The organism is Dactylosporangium sp. NPDC000521 (assembly GCF_042898305.1).
Classification (GTDB): domain Bacteria; phylum Actinomycetota; class Actinomycetes; order Mycobacteriales; family Micromonosporaceae; genus Dactylosporangium.
Genome location: NZ_JBIAYW010000003.1, coordinates 36,922 through 56,785 on the forward strand (window position 1 = coordinate 36,922; position 19,864 = coordinate 56,785).

General features: G+C 72.6%; 16 protein-coding genes. 4 read left to right on the forward strand and 12 right to left on the reverse strand.

The features are described 5' to 3' along the window. Window positions 1-175 precede the first annotated feature (175 nt). A complete protein-coding gene (locus tag ACFY3L_RS10360) occupies window positions 176-2,278 on the forward strand; it encodes an NPCBM/NEW2 domain-containing protein (RefSeq protein ID WP_389321275.1) in 2,103 nt (700 codons plus the stop codon). Between the two features lies 1 nt (window position 2,279). Here the strand turns inward: ACFY3L_RS10360 and galK are convergent, their stop codons facing one another. From galK to ACFY3L_RS10385, 5 genes are all read right to left on the reverse strand, one after another. Further along, window positions 2,280-3,413 (reverse strand): galactokinase, encoded by a 1,134-nt coding sequence (galK, locus tag ACFY3L_RS10365; protein ID WP_389321277.1) that lies wholly within the window; start codon window positions 3,411-3,413, stop codon window positions 2,280-2,282. Next, window positions 3,410-4,480, reverse strand: coding sequence for a galactose-1-phosphate uridylyltransferase (gene galT, locus ACFY3L_RS10370; RefSeq protein ID WP_389321279.1), 1,071 nt, complete (start codon window positions 4,478-4,480; stop codon window positions 3,410-3,412). The genes galK and galT overlap by 4 nt, the downstream gene beginning before the upstream one ends. Window positions 4,481-4,500: 20 nt before the next feature. Continuing rightward, complete coding sequence (locus tag ACFY3L_RS10375) at window positions 4,501-5,280, reverse strand: DeoR/GlpR family DNA-binding transcription regulator (protein ID WP_389321281.1); 780 nt, start codon at window positions 5,278-5,280, stop codon at window positions 4,501-4,503. 241 nt (window positions 5,281-5,521) lie between these two features. Further along, on the reverse strand, window positions 5,522-7,690 hold the full coding sequence (locus ACFY3L_RS10380; protein ID WP_389321283.1) for a HelD family protein: 2,169 nt from the start codon (window positions 7,688-7,690) through the stop codon (window positions 5,522-5,524). A gap of 47 nt (window positions 7,691-7,737) precedes the next feature. Beyond that, the gene (locus ACFY3L_RS10385) at window positions 7,738-8,388 is read right to left on the reverse strand and encodes a DedA family protein (RefSeq protein ID WP_389321285.1); all 651 of its coding nucleotides are present in this window, start codon (window positions 8,386-8,388) and stop codon (window positions 7,738-7,740) included. A gap of 117 nt (window positions 8,389-8,505) precedes the next feature. On the opposite strand from ACFY3L_RS10385, the gene ACFY3L_RS10390 reads away from it, so the two are divergent. After that, the gene (locus ACFY3L_RS10390; RefSeq protein ID WP_389322573.1) at window positions 8,506-9,516 is read left to right on the forward strand and encodes a saccharopine dehydrogenase family protein; all 1,011 of its coding nucleotides are present in this window, start codon (window positions 8,506-8,508) and stop codon (window positions 9,514-9,516) included. Here the strand turns inward: ACFY3L_RS10390 and ACFY3L_RS10395 are convergent. After that, complete coding sequence (locus ACFY3L_RS10395; RefSeq protein WP_389321287.1) at window positions 9,488-10,528, reverse strand: alpha/beta fold hydrolase; 1,041 nt, start codon at window positions 10,526-10,528, stop codon at window positions 9,488-9,490. The two genes, ACFY3L_RS10390 and ACFY3L_RS10395, sit on opposite strands and share 29 nt — an antisense overlap. Window positions 10,529-10,680: 152 nt before the next feature. Further along, window positions 10,681-11,010, reverse strand: a complete 330-nt coding sequence (locus tag ACFY3L_RS10400) for a hypothetical protein (RefSeq protein ID WP_389321289.1) — start codon at window positions 11,008-11,010, stop codon at window positions 10,681-10,683. A 336-nt stretch (window positions 11,011-11,346) separates the two neighbouring features. On the opposite strand from ACFY3L_RS10400, the gene ACFY3L_RS10405 reads away from it, so the two are divergent. After that, complete coding sequence (locus ACFY3L_RS10405; RefSeq protein ID WP_389321291.1) at window positions 11,347-11,838, forward strand: DUF3145 domain-containing protein; 492 nt, start codon at window positions 11,347-11,349, stop codon at window positions 11,836-11,838. Window positions 11,839-11,939: 101 nt separating this feature from the next. Next, window positions 11,940-13,625 (forward strand): glycoside hydrolase family 3 protein, encoded by a 1,686-nt coding sequence (locus ACFY3L_RS10410; RefSeq protein WP_389322574.1) that lies wholly within the window; start codon window positions 11,940-11,942, stop codon window positions 13,623-13,625. 1,032 nt (window positions 13,626-14,657) lie between these two features. On the opposite strand, the gene fabF is transcribed toward ACFY3L_RS10410, so the two are convergent. From fabF to ACFY3L_RS10435, 5 genes are all read right to left on the reverse strand, one after another. Further along, window positions 14,658-15,875 carry a beta-ketoacyl-ACP synthase II gene (gene fabF / locus ACFY3L_RS10415; RefSeq protein WP_389321293.1) on the reverse strand — a complete coding sequence of 406 codons (1,218 nt, stop codon included), beginning with the start codon at window positions 15,873-15,875 and terminating at the stop codon, window positions 14,658-14,660. A 115-nt stretch (window positions 15,876-15,990) separates the two neighbouring features. Then, window positions 15,991-16,236: an acyl carrier protein gene (locus ACFY3L_RS10420; protein ID WP_033362432.1), complete on the reverse strand. Its 246-nt coding sequence runs from the start codon at window positions 16,234-16,236 to the stop codon at window positions 15,991-15,993. A 73-nt stretch (window positions 16,237-16,309) separates the two neighbouring features. After that, the gene (locus ACFY3L_RS10425; protein WP_389321295.1) at window positions 16,310-17,263 is read right to left on the reverse strand and encodes a beta-ketoacyl-ACP synthase III; all 954 of its coding nucleotides are present in this window, start codon (window positions 17,261-17,263) and stop codon (window positions 16,310-16,312) included. Next, entirely contained in the window at window positions 17,260-18,420 is a 1,161-nt protein-coding gene (locus tag ACFY3L_RS10430) for an acyltransferase domain-containing protein (protein ID WP_389321297.1), read from the reverse strand. The genes ACFY3L_RS10425 and ACFY3L_RS10430 overlap by 4 nt, the downstream gene beginning before the upstream one ends. A gap of 215 nt (window positions 18,421-18,635) precedes the next feature. After that, complete coding sequence (locus tag ACFY3L_RS10435) at window positions 18,636-19,862, reverse strand: PucR family transcriptional regulator (protein WP_389321299.1); 1,227 nt, start codon at window positions 19,860-19,862, stop codon at window positions 18,636-18,638. Window positions 19,863-19,864: the final 2 nt, after the last annotated feature.

Here is a 19,864-nt window from a genome sequence, read left to right on the forward strand (position 1 = left end):
TCCAACTTTTTCTGTCAAGACTTTCCACCCACCCGACCAAAACCAAACACCAACTGTCACATGTTCGAGACCTTGCCGAAGTTGTCCCGACACCGAAGCGATCGATCGTGTCCAATCCCCTGCGGGTATGCCACAATATTCAACACTTTCGATCTTAACGAACCTGGGAGCTGGGATGACCCGAAGTCCCCGGGCGCTGAAGCGCGCCCTGACGGCCGCCGCCGCGGCCCTGATCGCATCAGCAGTCATCACTTCGATCGCGACAGAACCGGCGGCCGCCACCGCCACCCCGCAGCCCGGCCCCGTCACCGCCCCCGTGATGGGGTGGAACAGCTGGAACCGGTTCGGCTGCAACATCGACGAGAACCTCATCAAGGCGACCGCCGACGCCATGGTGAGCACCGGGCTGAAGGCGTCCGGCTACACGTACGTCAACATCGACGACTGCTGGATGGCCTCCACCCGAGACGCGCAGGGCCGGCTCCGCCCGGACCCCGTCCGCTTCCCCGGCGGGATCGCCGCCATCGCCGACTACGTCCACGCCCGCGGGCTGAAGCTCGGCATCTACTCCTCGGCGGGCACCGCCACCTGCCAGGGCCTGCCGGCCAGCCTCGACCACGAGACCGTCGACGCGCAGACGTGGGCGTCGTGGGGGATCGACCTGCTCAAGTACGACAACTGCAACAACCAGGGCCGCCCCGCCGCGCAGCGGTACAAGGCGATGGGCGACGCGCTGAAGGCCACCGGCCGGCACATCGTCTACAGCATCTGCAACTGGGGCGATGACGCGCCGTGGGAGTTCGCGCCGAACGTTGGCGGCAGCCTGTGGCGCACCACCGGCGACATCAACGCCAGCTGGGGCAGCATCACGTCGCTGCTGGACCAGCAGGCAGGCCTGGAGACGTTCGCGCGCAAGGGGTACTACAACGACCCAGACATGCTCGAGGTCGGCAACGGCCCGCTCACCGCCGACGAGAACATCGCGCACTTCTCGCTCTGGTCGCTGCTGTCCTCGCCGCTGCTGCTCGGCAACGACCTGCGCAGCGTCCCCGCCGCCACGCTCAACGTGCTGCGCAACGCCGACGTCATCGCCGTCAACCAGGACTGGGGCGGTTCACAGGGCCGCCGCATGGTCGACAACGGCGACACCGAGGTGTGGGCGAAACCCATGAGCGACGGGTCCCTCGCCGCCGTGCTGTTCAACCGCGGCGGCGCCGCCGCCACGATCAGCACCACGACCGCCGCCCTCGGCATCGGCGGCTCCAGCTCGTACACCACGAAGAACCTCTGGACGGGGGCGACCGGCACCACGTCCGGCACCATCACCGCCACCGTCGCGTCGCACGGCGTCGCGATGTTCCGGGTGACCCGCGCGGGCACCCTCGCGGCCGCGCCCGCCGCCGGCACCCTCCAGGTGAGCGACCTGCCGTGGCTCGCCTCCAGCGGCGGCTGGGGCCCGGTCGAACGCGACCGCGCCAACGGTGAGCAGGCCGCCGGCGACGGCGCGGCCCTGAACATCGGCGGGACCGCGTTCGCCAAGGGCATCGGCGCGCACGCCGACGCCGCCGTCCACGTCTGGCTCGGCCGCGCCTGCCGCACGTTCACCGCCCAGGTCGGCGTCGACGGCGAGGCCGGCGCCAACGGCTCGGTGCGGTTCGCGGTGTACGGCGACGGCCGGCTGCTCGGATACACCGGCGTGAAGACCGGCGGCCAGGCACCCACCAGGCTGACCGTGTCCACCGGCGGCTACCTGACGCTGGAGCTCCGCGTCACCGACGCCCGCAACGGCATCAGCTACGACCACGCCGACTGGGGCGCGCCCACGCTCGTGTGCGGCGGCAGCGGCGCCGGTACGGCCGTCAGCGACCGCACCTGGGGCACCGCCACCAACGGCTGGGGGCCGGCGGAGCGCGACACCTCCAACGGCGAACAGGCCGCTGGTGACGGCAGCGTCATCACCGTCGGCGGGGTCAGCTACCCGAAGGGCGTCGGCGTCCACGCCGACGGCGACCTCACCGTGCCCCTCGGCGGCGCGTGCAGCCGGTTCACCGCCGTCGCCGGCCTCGACGCGGAGGTCGGCACGTCCTCGACCGGGGTGGTGTTCAGCGTCGTCGCCGACGGCGTCACGCTGTGGACCAGCCCGACCGTGACCGCGGCGGCACCCGCCGCCGTCGACGTGTCCGTCGCGGGCCGCACCAACCTGCGGCTCGTCACCAGCGGCGCCGGATCGATCGACTTCGACCACGCCGACTGGGCCGACGCCCGGCTGACGTGTTGACTCACCCGCTGATCCGGTACGTGCCCTGACCGGGCGTCACCACGAAGGTGTCGGGGGGCGTGAAGCCGTTCGCGGCGAACGCCTCCCGCACCGCCACCTCCACCGTGTCGCAGTGCTCCTCGTCGACCAGGGCCAGCACGCAGCCGCCGAAGCCGCCGCCGGTCATCCGGGCGCCGTGCGCGCCGTGCTCGAGCGCCACCCGCACCGCGGTGTCGACCTGCGGCACCGTGATCTCGTAGTCGTCGCGCATCGACTCGTGCGACGCCGTCATCAGCGGCCCCGCCGCGCGCAGGTCACCGGCGCGCAGCACCTCGACCGTGTCCAGGACCCGCTGGTTCTCCGTCACCACGTGCCGGACCCGGCGGCGCATGGTCTCGTCGTCGAGCTTCGCGAGGGCGTCGGGCAGCGCGTCGACGTCGACGTCGCGCAGCGCGCCGACGCCCAGGATCCCGGCGGCCTCCTCGCAGGCCCGGCGGCGGGCCGCGTACTCGCCGTCGACATGCGCGTGCGGCGCCTTGCTGTCCACGACGAGGATCTTCAGCCCAGCGCCGGCGAGGTCGAACGGCACCTGCTCCGTCGCCAGGGACCGGCAGTCCAGGAACAGCGCGTTGCCCTCGTGGCACAGCGTCGACGCGGCCTGGTCCATGATGCCGGTCGGGGCGCCCACGTACTCGTTCTCGGCGCGCTGCGCGAGCCGCGGCCGGTCCCGCATCGGCACGTCCGCGCCGGCCAGGTCCACCAGGACGGCCATGACGGCGCACTCCAGGGCGGCCGAGGAGGACAGGCCCGCGCCGAACGGCACGTCGGAGGCGATGGTCAGGCTCGCGCCCGGCACGTCGACCCCGGCCTCCCGCAGCACCCACACGACGGCCGCCACGTAGGACGCCCAGCCGCCGACCTTCCCGCCGCCGTCGAGGTCGAACGTCACCGTCTCGCCCGTCTGCTCCGACGAGACCACCCAGCGCCGCTCCGCGAGGCGGCCGCCGCTCACCGCCGTCGCCTGGGGGAGGGCGAACGGCAGGACGAAGCCGTCGTTGTAGTCGGTGTGCTCGCCGATGAGGTTGACCCGTCCCGGGCTCGCCCACAGGACCCCGGCGCCGGCCGTCTTCGCCAGGCGCTCCGCGGCTGTCGTCACAGCTGGACCTCCCGCAGCATCGCGGCGGCCTGCTCCGGCCGCACGTCGTTGACGAACACACCCATGCCGGACTCGGACCCGGCGAGGTGCTTGAGCTTGCCCGGCGCCCGGCGGGTGCTGAACAGCTGCAGGTGCAGGTACGCCAGGTGCCGGTCGACCCGGACCGGCGCCTGGTGCCACGCCGAGATATACGGCATCTGCAGCCCGAACATGCCGTCGAGGCGCCGCAGCACCTCCAGGTAGATGGGGGCGAACGCGTCGCGCTCACCGGCGGTCAGCGCCGGGATGTCGGGGACCTGCCGGTGCGGGTACAGGTGGACCTCGAACGGCCAGCGCGCGACGGCCGGCACGAACGCCGTCCAGTGCGCGTTCTGCGCGACCACCCGCGACCCGTCGGCGCGCTCTGCCGCCAGCACGTCGGCGAACAGGTTGCCGTCGTGGGCCCGCGCCGACTCCAGCATCCGGCGGGTGCGCGGCGTGACGAACGGGTACGCGTAGATCTGCCCGTGCGGGTGCGACAGCGTCACGCCGATCTCGGTGCCCCGGTTCTCGAAACAGAAGATCTGCTCCACGTCGTCGCGGGTCGACAGGTCGGCGGTGCGGTCCGCCCACGCCTCCATCACGGTGCGGACCCGGGCCTGCGACAGCGACGCGAACGACGCGTTGTGGTCGGAGGTGAAGCACACGACCTCGCACCGGCCCGCGCCCGGCCGCGTCGGCACCAGCCCCGGCAGGACGTCGCCCTGCTCGGGCCCGACCCGGTGGCTGAACGACGGGAACCGGTTCTCGAACACGACCACGTCGTACTCGCTCGCGGGGATCTCGCTCTGCCACGCCGGCGACGACGGGCACAGCGGGCACTCGTCCGACGGCGGATGGAACGTCCTGGACTGCCGGTGCGCGGCGATGGCCACCCACTCATCGAGGATGGGGTCGTGACGCATCTCTGACGCGGCGGGCGGGGGTGGCAGCTCCCGCAGGTCGACGGCGTCCCGGGACGCGTCGTCGCGCTCGTCGAAGTAGATGAGTTCCCGACCGTCGGCGAGGTGGGTGACCGTGCGCTTCACTCGTTCTCCAGTTGGGGTGGCTAACCGTTCGGATCGACCACGATGAGTTCACCGACGCGCTCAGCGAGCTGCACCCGTGCCTCGGCGGGAAGCCCGACGTCGGTGATGAGGATGTCCGCCTCGTCGAGCGGGGTGATGGTGGCGATGCCGACCATCTCCCACTTGGTGTGATCGGCGAGCACGACCAGCCTGCGGGCGGCGGAGACCATCAGGCGGTTGGTGCCGGCCTCCATGAGGTTCGGCGTGGTGAAACCGGTGCGCGGGCTCATGCCGTGCACACCGAGGAACAGCACGTCGACGTTGAGGGAGCCGATCGCCGCCTCCGCGACCGGGCCGGCGAGGGCGTCGGACGGGGTGCGGATGCCGCCGGTGAGCACGACCGTCTGGTCGGGCCTGCCGGCGTGGTACAGGGTGTCGGCGACCGGGATCGAGTTGGTGACGATGGTCAGTCCCGGGACGTCGACCAGGTGCGCGGCGAGGGCCGCCGTGGTGGTGCCGGCGGACAGCGCCACCGCCGTGTGCGGTTCGATGAGCTTGGCGGCCCGCTCGACGATCGCGGCCTTCTCGTTGCGCTGACGCACCGACTTGGCGTCGAAGCCGGGCTCCTCGGTGGATCCGGGGCCGGCGACGGTGGCACCGCCGTGCACCTTGTCGACCAGGCCGCGGTCGGCCAGGGCCTCGAGGTCGCGACGGATGGTCATGTCGGAGACGCCGAACTGGCGCACCAACTGGCTCACCCGAACGCCACCGTGCCGGCGCACCAGATCCAGAATGGCCGTTTGACGTTGCTGTGCGAGCATCACGCCGTTCCCTTCGCAGGCGCAGCGGCTGGCGCGGCTGCGCGGATGGCAAATCCCATCGCAGATTCCAACGCAGACGTTACGTCGCCAGGGACGGTGTGCACCCCGGTGACCCGGCCGAAACTGACGGCCGGGTGGACACCCCTTCGAAGGGCGGCAAGGTGCGCTCGCATGCGCTACAGCTTCGAACCTAGCCGACCAGAAGTCAACAAACTCGAACAGAGAACTGTGCGAACGGTGTTCAGAAGGGTGTGGTTCCTACCGTGGTCAAACGTTGGGTGGCCCGGGACAACGCCACGTAGAGCGTCCTGAACCCGGTCTTCGCCTCGTCCCTGATCTGCGCCGGCTCGACCACCAGGACCGCGTCGTACTCCATGCCCTTCGAGTCCAGCGCGCCCACGGTCTGCAGCCGCCCGTCCTCGCTGAGCCCGTCGACCCACTTCGCGATCTCGTCCCGGCGGGCCGTCGGCGTGATCACCCCGACCGTGCCCTCCACCTGCTCCAGCAGCGTCTGCGCGGCCGCCCGCGTCGCCGCCTCCAGCTCCGGCGCGGTCACCGTCGTCAGGACCGGCTTCGTCGAGGAGGACCGCACCGCCGTGGGCAGCTCGATGTCCGGCTGGACCTTCCGGATGACCCGCGCGGCGACCTCGAAGATCTCCGCCGAGTTGCGGTAGTTGGTGGTCAGCGTGAACGCCGACCGCCGCCGGGTGCCGATCGCGCCCTCCATCGCGCGCTCCGCCTCCGCGGCGTCGTCCCACGCCGCCTGCGCCGGGTCGCCGACGATCGTCCACGTCGCGTTCGGCCCGCGCCGGCCGATCATCCGCCACTGCATCGGCGACACGTCCTGCGACTCGTCGACGATGATGTGCGCGTAGTCGCGGTAGTCCGCCGGACGCTCCACCGCCTGCGCCCGCGCCGCCGCCATCCGGTCCGCGTACGTGGTGACCTCCCGGACCCCCTCCGCGACGTGGAACGGGTCCCGCGCCACCCGCTTGCGCACCGGCGGGTCGCCGAGCAGCTCCTGCAGCTCGTCCAGCAGCGCCACGTCCTCCACCGACGGGTCGTCCGGCCGGATCGACCCGGCGAGGACCGCGATCTCGCGGTTGCTCAGCACCCCGTTCGCCCACCGCGACAACCGGTGACGGTCCGTGAGCCAGCCGAGCACCTCCGCCGGCCGCAGCACCGGCCACCAGCCCCGCATGAAACTTACGAACTCGGGCCGCTCCGCGATGTCCGGCGCGAACTCCTCCCGCTTCTGCTGCCGGCCCGACGGAAGCAGCTCCACGCTCTGCCGCCACAGCGCGTCGAGCACGTGCCCGGCCGCCTTCGCCCGCGCGGCGTTGCGGCGGACCCCCAGGTTCAGCACCGTGCGACGCAGCTCGTCGAGCGCCGGACGCTCCAGGACCAGCAGCTCTCCGCGGTACAGCAGCCGGATCCGCTCGGGCGAGCCGGGCACCGGGCCGCGGGCGGCGCGGCTCAGCACCCGCTGCATGCGCAGCGAGCCCTTGATCGCGGCCACCTCCGGCGGCTCGTGCCGGGTCCCCTGGACCCCCTCCAGCAGCTGCCCCAGCGACCGCAGCGACGCGGTGTCCTCACCGAGCGACGGCAGCACCCGCGACACGTATCCGACGAACACGTCCGACGGGCCGACGACGAGCACCCCGCCCGACTCGTACCGGTTACGGTCCGCATACAACAGGTACGCGGCGCGGTGCAGGGCGACCGCCGTCTTGCCGGTGCCCGGCCCGCCGCGGACGATCGTCACGCCCAGGCTGGGGGAGCGGATCGCGTCGTCCTGCTCCCGCTGGATCGTCGCGACGATGTCCTTCATGCCGGTGCCCGTCGCGCGGGACAGGTTCGCCAGCAGCGCCCCGTCGCCGATCACCGCCATGTCGCTCGGCGCGGCCTCCGGGTCCAGCAGGTCGTCCTCGATGCTGACGACCTTCTCGTTGCTGCTGCGGATGCTGCGCCGCCGCACGACCCCCATCCGGTCGGCGGGGGTGGCCCGGTAGAACGGCGCCGCCGCGGGCGCCCGCCAGTCGACCACCAGCGACTCGTACGTCTCGTCGCGCAGCCCCAGCCGGCCGATGTAACGCACCTCACCGCCGGGCACGACCGGGTCCGCGGACGCGGCGTCCTTGCCGTCGCCGGACCGGCCGTCGGGGCCGAGATCCAGGCGGCCGAAGACGAGACCGTCGTGCTCGCTCTCCAGGGCCCGGCGGCGCTTCGCGGCGTGATAGACCATCGCGTCGCGCTCCACCAGCGCGCCGAAGTTGCCGACCCTGGCGAGGCTGTAGCCCTCGCGCTCGACCTCGGCGGCAGTGATCCGCAGCTGGTCGAGGCGGGTGTAGACCCGGTCGAGGTAAGCCTGCTCGGCGGCGATCTCCGACTCGCGAACCGCGTCGTTCAACGCCCCACCCCTATGCACCGGGTTGAAAACAACCCTAAGAGCCTACTTCACGGCGTGGGCGCCGGTGTTTGCTCCGCTTCCTCGCGCAGTGCCCGGGCCTCCGCCGCCGCCTTGCGGCGCAGATACCACGTCGTGGCGAGACCGGCGACGAGCGCGACCGCGAGGGCGACCCAGGAGAAGTCCTTCAGCCACTTCTCCGCCACCCGGCCCAGCGAGTAGATCGCGAACACCGTGCCGAACGCCCAGGTCAGACCGCCGAGCGCATTGGCGATGAGGAACTTGCCATACGGCACCCGCAGCGCCCCGGCGAGCGGGCCGGCGAGGATGCGCAGCAGCGCGATGAACCGGCCGAAGAACACCGCCCACACGCCCCACCGCTGGAACGCCCGCTCGGCCTTCGCCAGGTGCGTGGGCCCGAAATGCTTCGGGAACCGCCGGCCGACCCGCTCGAGCAGGTGCCGCCCGCCCCGCCGGCCGATGAAGTAGCCGATCGAGTCGCCGACGATCGCCCCGGCCGACGCCGACGCGGCCACCATCCACGGGTCGATCTTCGTCGTTACGGACAGCAACGACGCCGTGACGAGTGTGATCTCGCCCGGCACCGGGATCCCCATGCTCTCGATCCCGATCACGCTGCCGACCAGCAGGTAGACCCAGATCGGCGACAGGGTCGCCATCCACGTCTCGATGTGATGCACAGTCGCCTCCCCGCGGTTGCCCCGCTGGCCATTGTCGTGCCTTCGTGCTGTGCGTTCGCTGTGGCAGCACCTTTGCGGCGTCCTCCACCTTCTCATACCGTGGCGACCGTGACGTGGATGGTGTATGGCGCGAACGGTTACAGCGGGTCACTGCTCGCCCGGCTCGCGGCCGCCCGCGGCGAGCGCCCGGTGCTCGCCGGCCGCTCCGCCGCCGTGGCCGCCCTCGCGGACCCGCTCGGCCTGCCGCACCGGTCGTTCCCGCTCACCGCACCCGACCTGTCCGGCGTCAGCGCGGTCGTCAACTGCGCCGGCCCGTTCGCCGCCACCGCCCGCCCCCTCGTCGAGGCCTGCCTCGCCGCCGGCGTGCACTACCTCGACATCACCGGTGAGCTCGACGTCTTCGACTGGATGCTCGCCCAGTCGCCCCGCGCCGTGACCGCCGGCGTCGTCCTGCTCACCGGCGCCGGCTTCGACGTCGTCCCCACCGACTGCCTCGCCGCGATGCTCGCCGCCGCCATGCCGGGCGCCGTGCGGCTGGAGCTCGCCTTCGACGCCCCGGGCGGCCTCAGCCGCGGCACCGCCCGCACCAGCCTCGCCGAGGCCGCGTCCGGCGCCCGCCGCCGGGTGGACGGCCGCCTCGTCGATACCCCGTTCGGCACCCCCTCCCGCACCGTCCCCTTCCCGTCAGGCCCGCGCACCGTCGGCGCCACCCGCTGGGGCGACCTCGTGACCGCCTACCACTCGACCGGCGTGCCCGACATCACCGTGTACATGCGGCTGCCCCGCAACGCCGCGTCGCCGCTCGTGCGCCTGCTCCGGATCGGTGCGCTGCGCGCGGCCGCCAGGGCCCTGATCCCCGCCGGCGGCCCCTCCGAGACCCGCCGCGCGGAGACCGGCTGCGAGGTCTGGGGCGAGGTGACGGACGCCTCCGGCGCCACCCTCACCGCGACCCTGACCGGCCCCAACGCCTACGCGCTGACCGCCGACGCGTCGCTGCGCGCCGTGCAGGCGGTCCTCGCCGGCGGAATTCCTCCGGGCACGCACACCCCGGCGACCGCGCTGGGCCCTTCCTTCGTGCAGACCCTGGACGGCGTCACCGTCACCCCACCCCACCGACCGGCTCGGTGACGGCGGTCGCGGGCGCTGGGGTCGCGGTGGGCGCGGCCTTGGCGGCCGTGCGCGCCGAGGGGGCGGGACGGGGGCGGTGGCGGGCCATGCGGCCGGTGTCCGCGGCGCGGCGGATCACCTCGGCGATGGCGTCGGTGACGGTGTCGGGGCGTTCGATGGGCAGCATGTGGCCGGCGTCGTGGCAGGTGATGAGCTCGGCGTCGGGGAGCTCGTCCGCGATCGTCGCGGCGCAGGCGGGGGGTGTCAGCCGGTCCAGGGTGCCGACGAGGACGGAGACCGGTAGGCCGCGCATCGCGGCCAGGGTCTCCACGCGGTGGTGGAGGTCGACCGAGGGGCGGAAGCCGCCGATCGCGCACAGGGGGGCGTTGCCGACCATCGAGGCGGTCAGGGCCACCCACGACGTGTCGACGCGGTCGCCGAAGACGAGCCAGCGGACGCCGGGGGCCAGCAGGGGCATCAGGCGCCGGTGGGGGCGCCAGGCGCCGGAGCGGGCGAGCAGGCAGGCGCCCTGGATCTCGAGGATCCGCATGACGCGGGCGAGGCGCGGGCTCAGGCCGTAGCTGGTGCGGGACGAGCCCTCCGCGGACGTCGAGATGAGGACCACGCCGACGACGCGGGCGGCGAAGGCCTTGGCGTGGCGTTGGGCGTACTCCATGATCGCCATGCCGCCGAGGGAGTGGCCGACGAGGACGACAGGGCCGTCCGGCACCAGCCGGGTCACGACCTCGGCCAGGTCGTCGCCGAGCTGTTCGAGGGTCGCGTCGGTGCCCCTGGTCGCGGAGGAGCGGCCGTGGCCGCGCAGGTCGAAGGTGAGCAGCTGGACGGGTCTCGTCGTGAGGGTGGCGAGGCGGGCGGGGAGGTCGGCGATCTGCCGCCGCCAGAGCCGGTTGTCGAGCGTCCAGCCGTGCAGGAGGACCACCGTGACCGGGGTCCGTGCCGCACCGCGCGGCGCCGGAGCGCGCTCAGGCGTGTGCAGCACGCTGTGCAGGCGGGCGCCGTCCGGGAGCCTCACGGTGGAGGATGAGACGACGGTACCCATGAACCATTGTTACCCGGAAGTACGTCGAACTACTCCGGCGAACTCCGGGAGTATTTCGGGAGTGACAAGGCCGCCGCCCGGGAACCGGGCGGCGGCCTTGAGGAAGTGCTGTGATGGGGGAGCGTTCAGGCGGCTTCGAACACGCCGGCGTCGACCAGGCGCTGCTCCGTCGCGTCCCAGCCGTGGCCGGGGTGGGCGACGTTGAGGGCCTGCAGCTCGGTGCGCACCTTGGTCGCGTGGCCGGCGCCGGCCAGCACGCGGATCTCCTCGATGAACGCGTCGGATGAGGTCGCCAGGCGGTTGGTCTTGCCGTTGGTCAGGTTGCGCACGTAGACGTGCTTGCCGCCGTTGAGCGGGATGAGGTACTTGAACTCACCCAGCACGCTCAGGGCGCCGGCGGCGCCCTGGCCGGCGCGGACTGAAGCCCGCGCGGTCTTTGAGGTGTTGGTCGCCACGGCGGGAACTCCTTGTCGAGGCTGTAACTACGGAAAGTTGGTGCTGTACTACATAAGGCTCCGAAGGGCCGCCGGCCTCGCGACCGTGAAGATCGCAGACTGCTGCCCCAGGCGAGACAGCAAAACTGTAACACCCTGCTGGTCCGGCCCAAAAAAGTGAGTTACCTGGTGGAGGCTCCACACGTTGGACATTTCGTAGGACCCGAGTTGCCGATTCGCTGGCGCACCGCCCGCATCATCGTCATCATGAGTCCCACAAGCACATAGCTACCGGGCAGGCCGTGCCGGGTTCGAGGTCGTAGGGGAAGACGCACCTCGGTCTCCGGGAGGTTGTACGTGCCCACGCGTGGCGTCATATATGTTCACTCGTCACCGCTCGCCGTGTCATCGCACGTCGAGTGGGCGATCGCACGCGTCCTCGGAGCGCCGGTCAGACTCGAGTGGACGCCGCAGCCTGTCGAGCCGTCGGCTCGCCGGGCGCAGTGCTCTTGGTCCGGCGTGCCCGGCACCGGGGGCGAGCTGGCGGCTGCCCTGCGGCAGTGGCCCATGATCCGTTTCGAGGTGACGGAGGAGCCGAGCAACGGCGTCGACGGCGAGCGGTTCATGCACGTGCCGGGCCGCGGGCTGTTCCACGGCTCCACGAGCGCCAACGGCGACATCGTCCTGTCCGAGGACCGCCTCCGCAGCCTGATCGCGACGTCGCGGGGGTACGAGACGCTCGCCCACGCCATGGAGAAGGCGCTCGGCGGCCCGTGGGACGCGGAGCTCGAGCCCTACCGCCACGCGGCCGACGGCGTCCCCATGACGCTGCTCACCCGGGTCGGCTGATCGGCCCAGGTGAGCTTGTGAATAACCCGCGTCGGGTGAAGATGAAGACAGCGTGAGTTGCACGTGCATGGTTGAGTGGCAAGGTGCCGCGTCTGGAATCCATGTCCCGCCTGCTCGTGCCCATGACGGCGGTCGCCGTCCTCGTGAGCGGGTGCTCCGACGGGAAACCCGGCTCGCCGGCGCCGTCCGCCGCGTCGCAGGACTCGGCGGTGAAGCCCGGCGGTGACCCGGCGAAGCAGGCCGCGGACCTGGTCGCCAAGCTGTCCGACGAGGAGCTGGTCGGGCAGCTGCTGATGCCGTACGCGTACGGCAACACCGCCGACAAGGTGTCCTCCGGCTCGGTGTCGGCCAACAAGGCGTACGCGGGCGCCGCGACCCCGGCGGAGATCGTCAGGAAGTACCACCTCGGCGGGATCATCCTGGTGTCCAGCAGCGCCGACGACCCGACCGCCGGCACCAACAAGACCACCAACGTCGAGTCGCCGGCACAGGTCGCGAAGCTCACCGCCGGACTGCAGGCCGCCGCGCTCGGCCTGCCCGCGAGGATCCCGCTGCTCATCGGCACCGACCAGGAGTACGGCCAGGTCACCCGCATCCGTGACGGCATGGTGCAGCTGCCCAGCGCGCTCGCCCTCGGCGCGGGCGGCGACCCGGCGCTGACGGAGGCCGCGTGGAAGGCCGCGGGCGCCGAGCTCGCCGCCATCGGGATCAACCTCGACTTCGCCCCCGACGCCGACGTCCTCGGCGCGCAGCCGGGCGGAGTGATCGGGTCCAGGTCGTTCGGCAGCGACCCGAAGCTCGTCGCCGACCAGGTGGCCGCCGCGGTCAGGGGGCTGCAGGCGGCGGGTGTCGCCGCGACCGTGAAGCACTTCCCGGGGCACGGCCACACCACCGTGGACAGCCACAGCAGCCTGCCCCTCCTCAGCCAGAACATCGGGGCGCTGGAGTCCGGTGACCTGCCGCCCTTCGTGGCCGCGTCGCAGGCCGGCGTCGGGCTCGTCATGTCGGGACACCTCGACGTCAAGGCGGTGGATCCCGGTGTACCGGCGTCGTTCTCCAGCAAGGTGCTCGTCGACCTCCTGCGGACCAGGCTCGGCTACACCGGGGTCGTGGTGACCGACGCGCTGAACATGGAGCCCGCGGAGCAGTGGGGGCCGGGCGAGGCCGCGGTGCGGGCCGTTCTGGCCGGCAACGACATCCTGCTGATGCCGCCGAAGCTGACCGAGGCGTACAAGGGACTCCTCGACGCGGTGCGCTCCGGCCGGATCACGAAGCAGCGCCTCACCGAGGCCGCGACCCGCATCCTGACGCTCAAGTTCCGCCTCGCCGCGGTGCCGCGCCCCGAGGCCTCCGTCGTCGACGGCGACGCCGGCAAGGCGGCCGCCCGGGCGAGCGCCGCCGCGGCCGTCACGGTCCTGCGCGGCCCCTGTACGGGCGCGCTCGTCACCGGACCGGTCCGGGTCACCAGCGCCGGCAGCGAGACGGCCCGCGGCTGGCTGGAGGCGGCGCTGACCGCGGCGGGCGCGACGGTGGTGAAGCAGGGCGGCTCGGAGGTCCGGCTGCTCGGGTACGGCAAGGGCACCTCCGACCTGTCGTCGTCGGCGGCGGTGACGGTGGCGGTGGACACCCCGTACGTGCTGCGCTCGGCGAAGGGGACCCTGGTCGCGACCTACTCGTCGTCGCACGCGTCGATGCTGGCCCTCGCCGACGTCCTGGTCGGCAAGGCGAAGGCCCCGGGCCGCTCACCGGTGCCGGTGCAGGGCCTGCCGGCGAGCGCCTGCACCTGACGCGAAGCCGGCCAGCACCGTCGGCGAGCACGTACGAGCCGACATAACCGAAATTTCGGATATGTTCGCACAGCCGACATGTCCGGGGATCGCCTTGGTCCGCGCGATGCGGCGCCCGTACGTGCGAAGCCGGGAAGACGCCGGCCCCCGGCGGCAACGCCCGCGTCTGACCCACCCCGGCGAGGGCACGCCGCGACCGCTGTCCGCGGCCGGCGTCTCCTCCGGCTCTCTTTGCCTACGCCCGGCGGCGACGAAGACGCCGGCAACCCGACGACAACGCCCGCGCCCGGCCCACCCGACGACGAGTGTTCGCGTCTGACTCACCGCCAGCAGCAGCGCGCCGCGACTGCCCCTCGCCCACGCCCCGGCGACGAGAGGACGGCCCTGACAACGGCCCGCGTCTGACCCACCCCCGACAAACGACACCCCGCATCACACCCTCGCCCGCACCTCGGCGGCGACGGACCCGACGACAGCGTCCGCGTCCGACCCGCCCGACGAGGGCCGCATCTGACCCACCGCCGACAGCGGCGCGCCGTGGCTGACCGCCGCTGTCGGCGCTCAGCGGTCGCCTGCGCCATCGTGGCGCGCAGGGCGCGGGCGCGGCGCGCGGGCGCGGGCGCGGCGCGCGGGGCGCGATGGCGCTTCGTTGGCCGGGGGATGCGGCAGTCCTCGGGAGCGGCACGTCGCGGGGCGCGGCACGTCGCGGGGCGCGGCACGTCGCGGCGAGGAGGGCTCGGTGCCGGTGACGGGCCTTCTTCCACACCGTACATCCATCGATCTAATCGATCTCGCGGAAATCACGCTTCGCGCACGCGCCGCTTCAGTATGAAAGGGGAAGGGCAGCGGACATGTCCGGGGGAGCGCCGCGGTACGCGTGATGCGGCGCCCGAAAGCCGGGAAGCCGGGAAGCTGGAAGCCGGGAAGCTGGAAGCCGCGAAGCCGGGAGACGAGGAAGCCGGGAGACGAGGAAGCCGGGAAACGAGAAAGGACCGGAGGCCCGCAGGCCCCCGGTCCGATCAGGGTGAGACCTCAGGCGCGGGCGAAGACCAGCGCCGCGTTGTGGCCGCCGAAGCCGAACGAGTTGTTCAGCGCCGCCGGGATGTCCAGGTGGCGTGCCTTGTGCGCGGCCACCTCCAGGTCGAGGCCCTCGTCGGGGTCGTCGAGGTTGATGGTCGGCGGGACGACCCCGTGGTGGATCGCGAGGATCGTCGCGATCGACTCGACCGCCCCGGCCGCGCCGAGCAGGTGCCCGGTCATCGACTTGGTGGACGTGATCAGCGGGTGGTCGCCGAGCGCGCGGTGCAGCGCCTTGATCTCCGCGAGGTCGCCGACGGGCGTCGAGGTGGCGTGCGCGTTGACGTGGACGACGTCGGACTTGGCGATACCGGCGTCGCGGAGCGCGAAGTCGATGGCGCGGACGGCGCCGTCGCCCTCCGGGTGCGGCTGGACGATGTCGTACCCGTCGGAGGTGAGCCCCGAGCCGGCGAGCCGGGCGTAGATGCGGGCGCCGCGGGCGCGGGCGTGGTCGGCCCGCTCCAGGACGATGACGCCGGCGCCCTCGCCGAGCACGAACCCGTCGCGGCCCTTGTCCCACGGGCGGGACGCGCGCTCGGGCTCGTCGTTGCGGATCGACATGGCGCGCATCGAGGCGAACCCGGCCATCGGCAGCGGGTGGATCACGGCCTCGGTGCCGCCGGCGACCACGACGTCGGCGCGGCCGAGCCGGATCAGGTCCAGGCCGTGCGCGATGGCCTCGGCGCCGGTGGCGCAGGCGCTGGCGACGCAGTGCACACCGGCCTGCGCGCCGAGCTCCAGGCCGACCCAGGCGGCCGGGCCGTTGGGCATGAGCATCGGCACGGTGTGCGGCGACACCTTGCGCGGCCCGCTGGCCTCCAGGATGTCGTCCTGGGCGAGGAGGGTCTGCGCGCCGCCGATGCCGGATCCGACGCTGACGGCGAGCCGCAGCTTGTCGACCTCGGGGGCGCCGGCGTCGGCCCAGGCCTCGCGGGCGGCGATGATCGCGGTCATCTCGGAGCGGTCCAGGCGGCGGGCCTGCACCCGGTCGATGACCGTGCTGGGCTCCACGGCCAGCTGCGCGGCGATCCGCACGGTCAGCTGCGCGGCCCAGTCCTGGGTCAGCGCCGACACGCCCGACTTCCCGGCGAGCATGGCGTCCCAGGTGGACGCGACATCTCCGCCCAGGGGCGTGGTGGCCCCGAGTCCGGTGACGACGACCTCAACACTCACAGCACTACTACCTCTCGCGCGGACCGCGTTCGCGGTCTCGTCTGGCTGACCCACATGACGCGGTCTCGGGCAGGTCCGGGGTGACCGTCCAGACCCGAGACCGCGGCAACGGCTCTCAGGCCTGCGACTTCACGATGTACGACACGGCGTCACCGACGGTCTTGAGGTTCGGCACCTCGTCATCCGGGATCTTCACGCCGAACTTCTCCTCTGCCGCCACCACGACCTCGACCATCGACAGCGAGTCGACGTCCAGGTCGTCGGTGAACGACTTGTCCTCGGCGACATCGTCGGGGTTGACCCCGGCGACCTCTTCGAGGATTTCGGCGAGACCGCCGGCGATCTCTTCACGGGTGGACATAGAGCTTTCCTTCCTTGGGTTGACGCAGCACCGACCTGAAGTCGAACGCTGGCGAAACAACAGCTGGCATGCCTCAGGGGCAGCGGACGACCTGGCCCGCGTACGTCAGGCCGCCGCCGAAGCCGAACAGCAGCACCGGCGCGCCGGAGGGTACCTCACGCCGCTCGATGGCCTTCGACAGCGCGAGGGGGATGCTCGCCGCCGACGTGTTGCCGGACTCGACGAGGTCCTTGAGGACGATCGCGTTGGGCAGGTCGAGCCGCTTGACGATGCCGTCGATGATGCGGGTGTTGGCCTGGTGCGCGACGAACGCGGCGATGTCCTTGCCCTGCACGCCCGCCCGATCGAGGGCGGCCTGCGCGTACGGGGCGATGGCGGTGGTCGCCCACCGGAAGACCGACTGGCCCTCCTGCTTGATGTAGGGCCGCCAGCCCTCGATCTTCAGCACGTCGCCCTTGTCGGGGGCGGAGCCCCAGACGACCGGCCCGACACCCGTCGGCTCGTCGCCGTAGGTGGCGGTGACGACCGCGGCGCCGGCGCCGTCGCCGAAGAGCACGGCGGTCGTCCGGTCGGTCCAGTCGACGACGTCGGAGAGCTTCTCCGCGCCGATGACGAGGGCGTTGCGGCTGGCCCCGGCGCGGATCGCGTGGTCGGCGCTCGCGAGGCCGTAGCAGAAGCCGGAGCAGGCAGTGTTCAGGTCGTACGCGGCGGGCGCCAGGATGCCAAGCTTCGCCGCGACCCGGGTCGCCACGTTGGGGCAGCGGTCGACCGAGCTGCACGTCGCGACGATCACCTGGTCGATGTCGGCGGCGGTGAGCCCGGACGCGGCGAGGGCCTTCCCGGCGGCGGCGATCGCCATGTCGGCGACGCTCTCCGTGCCGGCGATGCGGCGCTCGGCGATGCCGACCCGGTCACGGATCCACGCGTCGTTGGTCTCGATCACCTTGGACAGGTCGTCGTTGGTGACCACCTGCGACGGCTGGTAGTGCCCGAACGCGAGGATCTTCGACCCGGTCGGCTGGTTCATAGCTGGTCTCCAATGCGAGCGAGCGGCTGGCCGGGCGCGACCGGGTCGTCCAGGGTGACAAGCCATTCGGCGAGCACGCCGGCGCCGTGGGTGGTGACGTCGACCGGCCCCTGCGGGGTCTGCACTGTGCCGATGCGCTGCCCGTCGCCGACCTCGGCGCCCTCGGCCAGGCCCTCGGCGGGGGTGAACGTGCCTGCCGCCGTCGACAGGACCACGTTGCCCTGCGGGTGCGGCTCGAGGACCGGCGCGCTGCCGTGACGGGTGATCAGGTCACGGGCGGCGGCCAGGTCGTCGGGCGTGTTGACGGTGACGATCTCGATGCCCTTGATGGTGCGTTTGACGAGCCCGGCGAGCGTGCCGGCGGGGGCCAGCTCGATCACGGCGGTGACGCCGAGGTCGGCGAGGGCGGCCATGCACAGGTCCCAGCACACCGGCGCGGTCACCTGCTTGACGAGGCGCTGCAGCATGCTCGGGCCGTGCTCGACGACGGTGCCGTCCCGGTTGGACAGCAGCAGCTTCGCCGGGGCGGCCGTGGTGACGCCGGCCGCGATCGCGGCGAGGGCCTCCTCGGCCGGTGCCATGTAGGGCGTGTGGAACGCGCCGGCGACCTGCAGCGTGATGATCCGCGTGCGGGCCGGGGGCGCGGCGGCGAACTTCTCCAGGCCGGCGAGGGAGCCGGCGGCGACGATCTGGCCGGCGCCGTTGCGGTTGGCCGGGTACAGGCCGGCGGCCTCGATGGCGGCGATGACCTCGTCGGGGTCGCCGCCGAGGACCGCGCTCATGCCGGTCGGCTCCAGCGCGCACGCGGCCGCCATCTCCCGGCCGCGGACCGCGGCGAGGGTGACCGCCGTCTCGGGGCTGAGCACCCCGGCCAGCGCCGTGGCGGCGAGCTCGCCGACGCTGTGCCCGGCGACGATCGTGGCGTCGTACATCGGCAGCTGCTCCGCGGTCAGCAGCGCCGCCGCGACGAGCAGGGGCTGGGTCTTCGCGGTGTCCTTGATCTCGTCCGCGTCGGCCTTCGTGCCGAGGTGGACCAGGTCGACGCCGGCGAGGACGGACCACCAGCGCAGGCGGGCCTCGGCGCCGGGCAGCGCGAGCCACGGTGTCAGGAAGCCGGGTTTCTGGGAGCCTTGCCCTGGGGCGAGTACGGCGAGCACGTCTATGACTTTTCCGGATTTCCGTCAATCGCGCGGGTAGCGCGACACACCAAAGTGAACCAGGTCGTTTGTAGGAACCCTACAAGAGTTTGCGTGGTGTTGCCCCAACAGCTCCATGCGGTCACCCACCGCAACGCTCCGTTCACCTGCCTTGCGACGTGCGTCACGTGGGGCTGCGACGTACGTCACGCGACTGCGTCACAGCTGCCCGTACATCACTGGGACGGCGGACTGGAAGGTGCGGGTGCGAACGGATCCAGTCTGCCGATCGTCAGCGCGATCCGCAGGGCGAACGCGTCACGCGGCACCAGCGGGACGAACCCGGTGACCTCGCCGATGCGGCGCAGCCGGTACCGGACCGTGTTCGGATGCACGAACAGCCCGCGCGCGGCGCTTTCGAGCACGCCACCGCCGGCGTAGAACGCGTCCAGGGTCTCGAGGAGCTCGCCGCCGGCCCGCACGAGCGCGCCGTAGATGTCCTGCCGCAGGATCCGGCGCGCCTCCGCGTCGCCGGCGAGGGCGCGCTCCGGCAGCAGGTCCGCGGCGGCGACGGGGCGGGGCGCGGCCGGCCAGGCGGGCGCGGCCCGGAACCCCGCCAGGGCGGCCCTGGCCGACTCGGTCGCCTCGTCCAGCGACGGCACCGCCGGCCCCACCACCACGGGGCCTTCGCCGAACCCGACGAGGAGCCGCTCGGTCGCCGCGATCGGGTCGGGCGCGCCGCCGAGGACCACCACGAGGCGGTCGCCGTGCACGCCGCCGAGGATCTCGACCCCGATGCGGCGGGCCGCCCGGTAGACGGTGTGCAGCACCGCGGTCGCCTCCCCGCCCGGGGACCGGCCGACCGCGACCGCGACCGGCGGCGCGTCCGCCCAGCCCAGCGCCGCCGCCCGGCTGGCGAGGACGTCGGAGGAGTCGCCGCGCAGCAGCGCGTCGACGAGCAGTGCCTGCAGCCGCGCGTCCCAGGCGCCGCGGGTCTCCGCCGCCCGCGCGTACACCCGGGCGGCGCCGAACGCGACCTCCCGGCTGTAGTGCAGCACCGCCTCGCGGATCCCGGCCTCCTCGCCCTCGGCGGCCAGCAGCGGCAGCTGCTCCTCGACGACCTCGATCGTGACCCGGATCAGCTGGACCGTCTGGCCCAGGTTGATCGAGCGGGCCAGGGCGCGCGGGGCGGCGTCGAAGAACTCGTCGGAGTTGTCGGGCGGCAGCGTCCCGCCCTCCTGCCGGTTGCGCAGCCAGTCGACCAGCGACCGGACGCCAGCCTGCGCGACCAGCATCACCCACGCCCGCTGGTCGGCCGGGAGGTCCCGGAACCAGGGCAGCGTCTCGTCCATCCGCGCCACGCTCGCGGTCGCGAGGGCGCCGGCGGCCCGCTCGATCGAGCGCACGCTCGCCTCGAGGCTTCGGCGGGTGTCGCGCCCTGCCGTCGACTCCTGGTTCGTCACCC

Excerpts from the sequence above, each read along its gene's own strand:
- ACFY3L_RS10410 (WP_389322574.1), top strand. The coding sequence starts at position 11,940 with ATGTCCCGCCTGCTCGTGCCCATGACGGCGGTCGCCGTCCTCGTGAGC.
- ACFY3L_RS10390 (WP_389322573.1), top strand. The coding sequence starts at position 8,506 with ATGGTGTATGGCGCGAACGGTTACAGCGGGTCACTGCTCGCCCGGCTC.
- ACFY3L_RS10420 (WP_033362432.1), bottom strand. The coding sequence starts at position 16,236 with ATGTCCACCCGTGAAGAGATCGCCGGCGGTCTCGCCGAAATCCTCGAA.
- ACFY3L_RS10425 (WP_389321295.1), bottom strand. The coding sequence starts at position 17,263 with ATGAACCAGCCGACCGGGTCGAAGATCCTCGCGTTCGGGCACTACCAG.
- ACFY3L_RS10375 (WP_389321281.1), bottom strand. The coding sequence starts at position 5,280 with ATGCTCGCACAGCAACGTCAAACGGCCATTCTGGATCTGGTGCGCCGG.
- ACFY3L_RS10360 (WP_389321275.1), top strand. The coding sequence starts at position 176 with ATGACCCGAAGTCCCCGGGCGCTGAAGCGCGCCCTGACGGCCGCCGCC.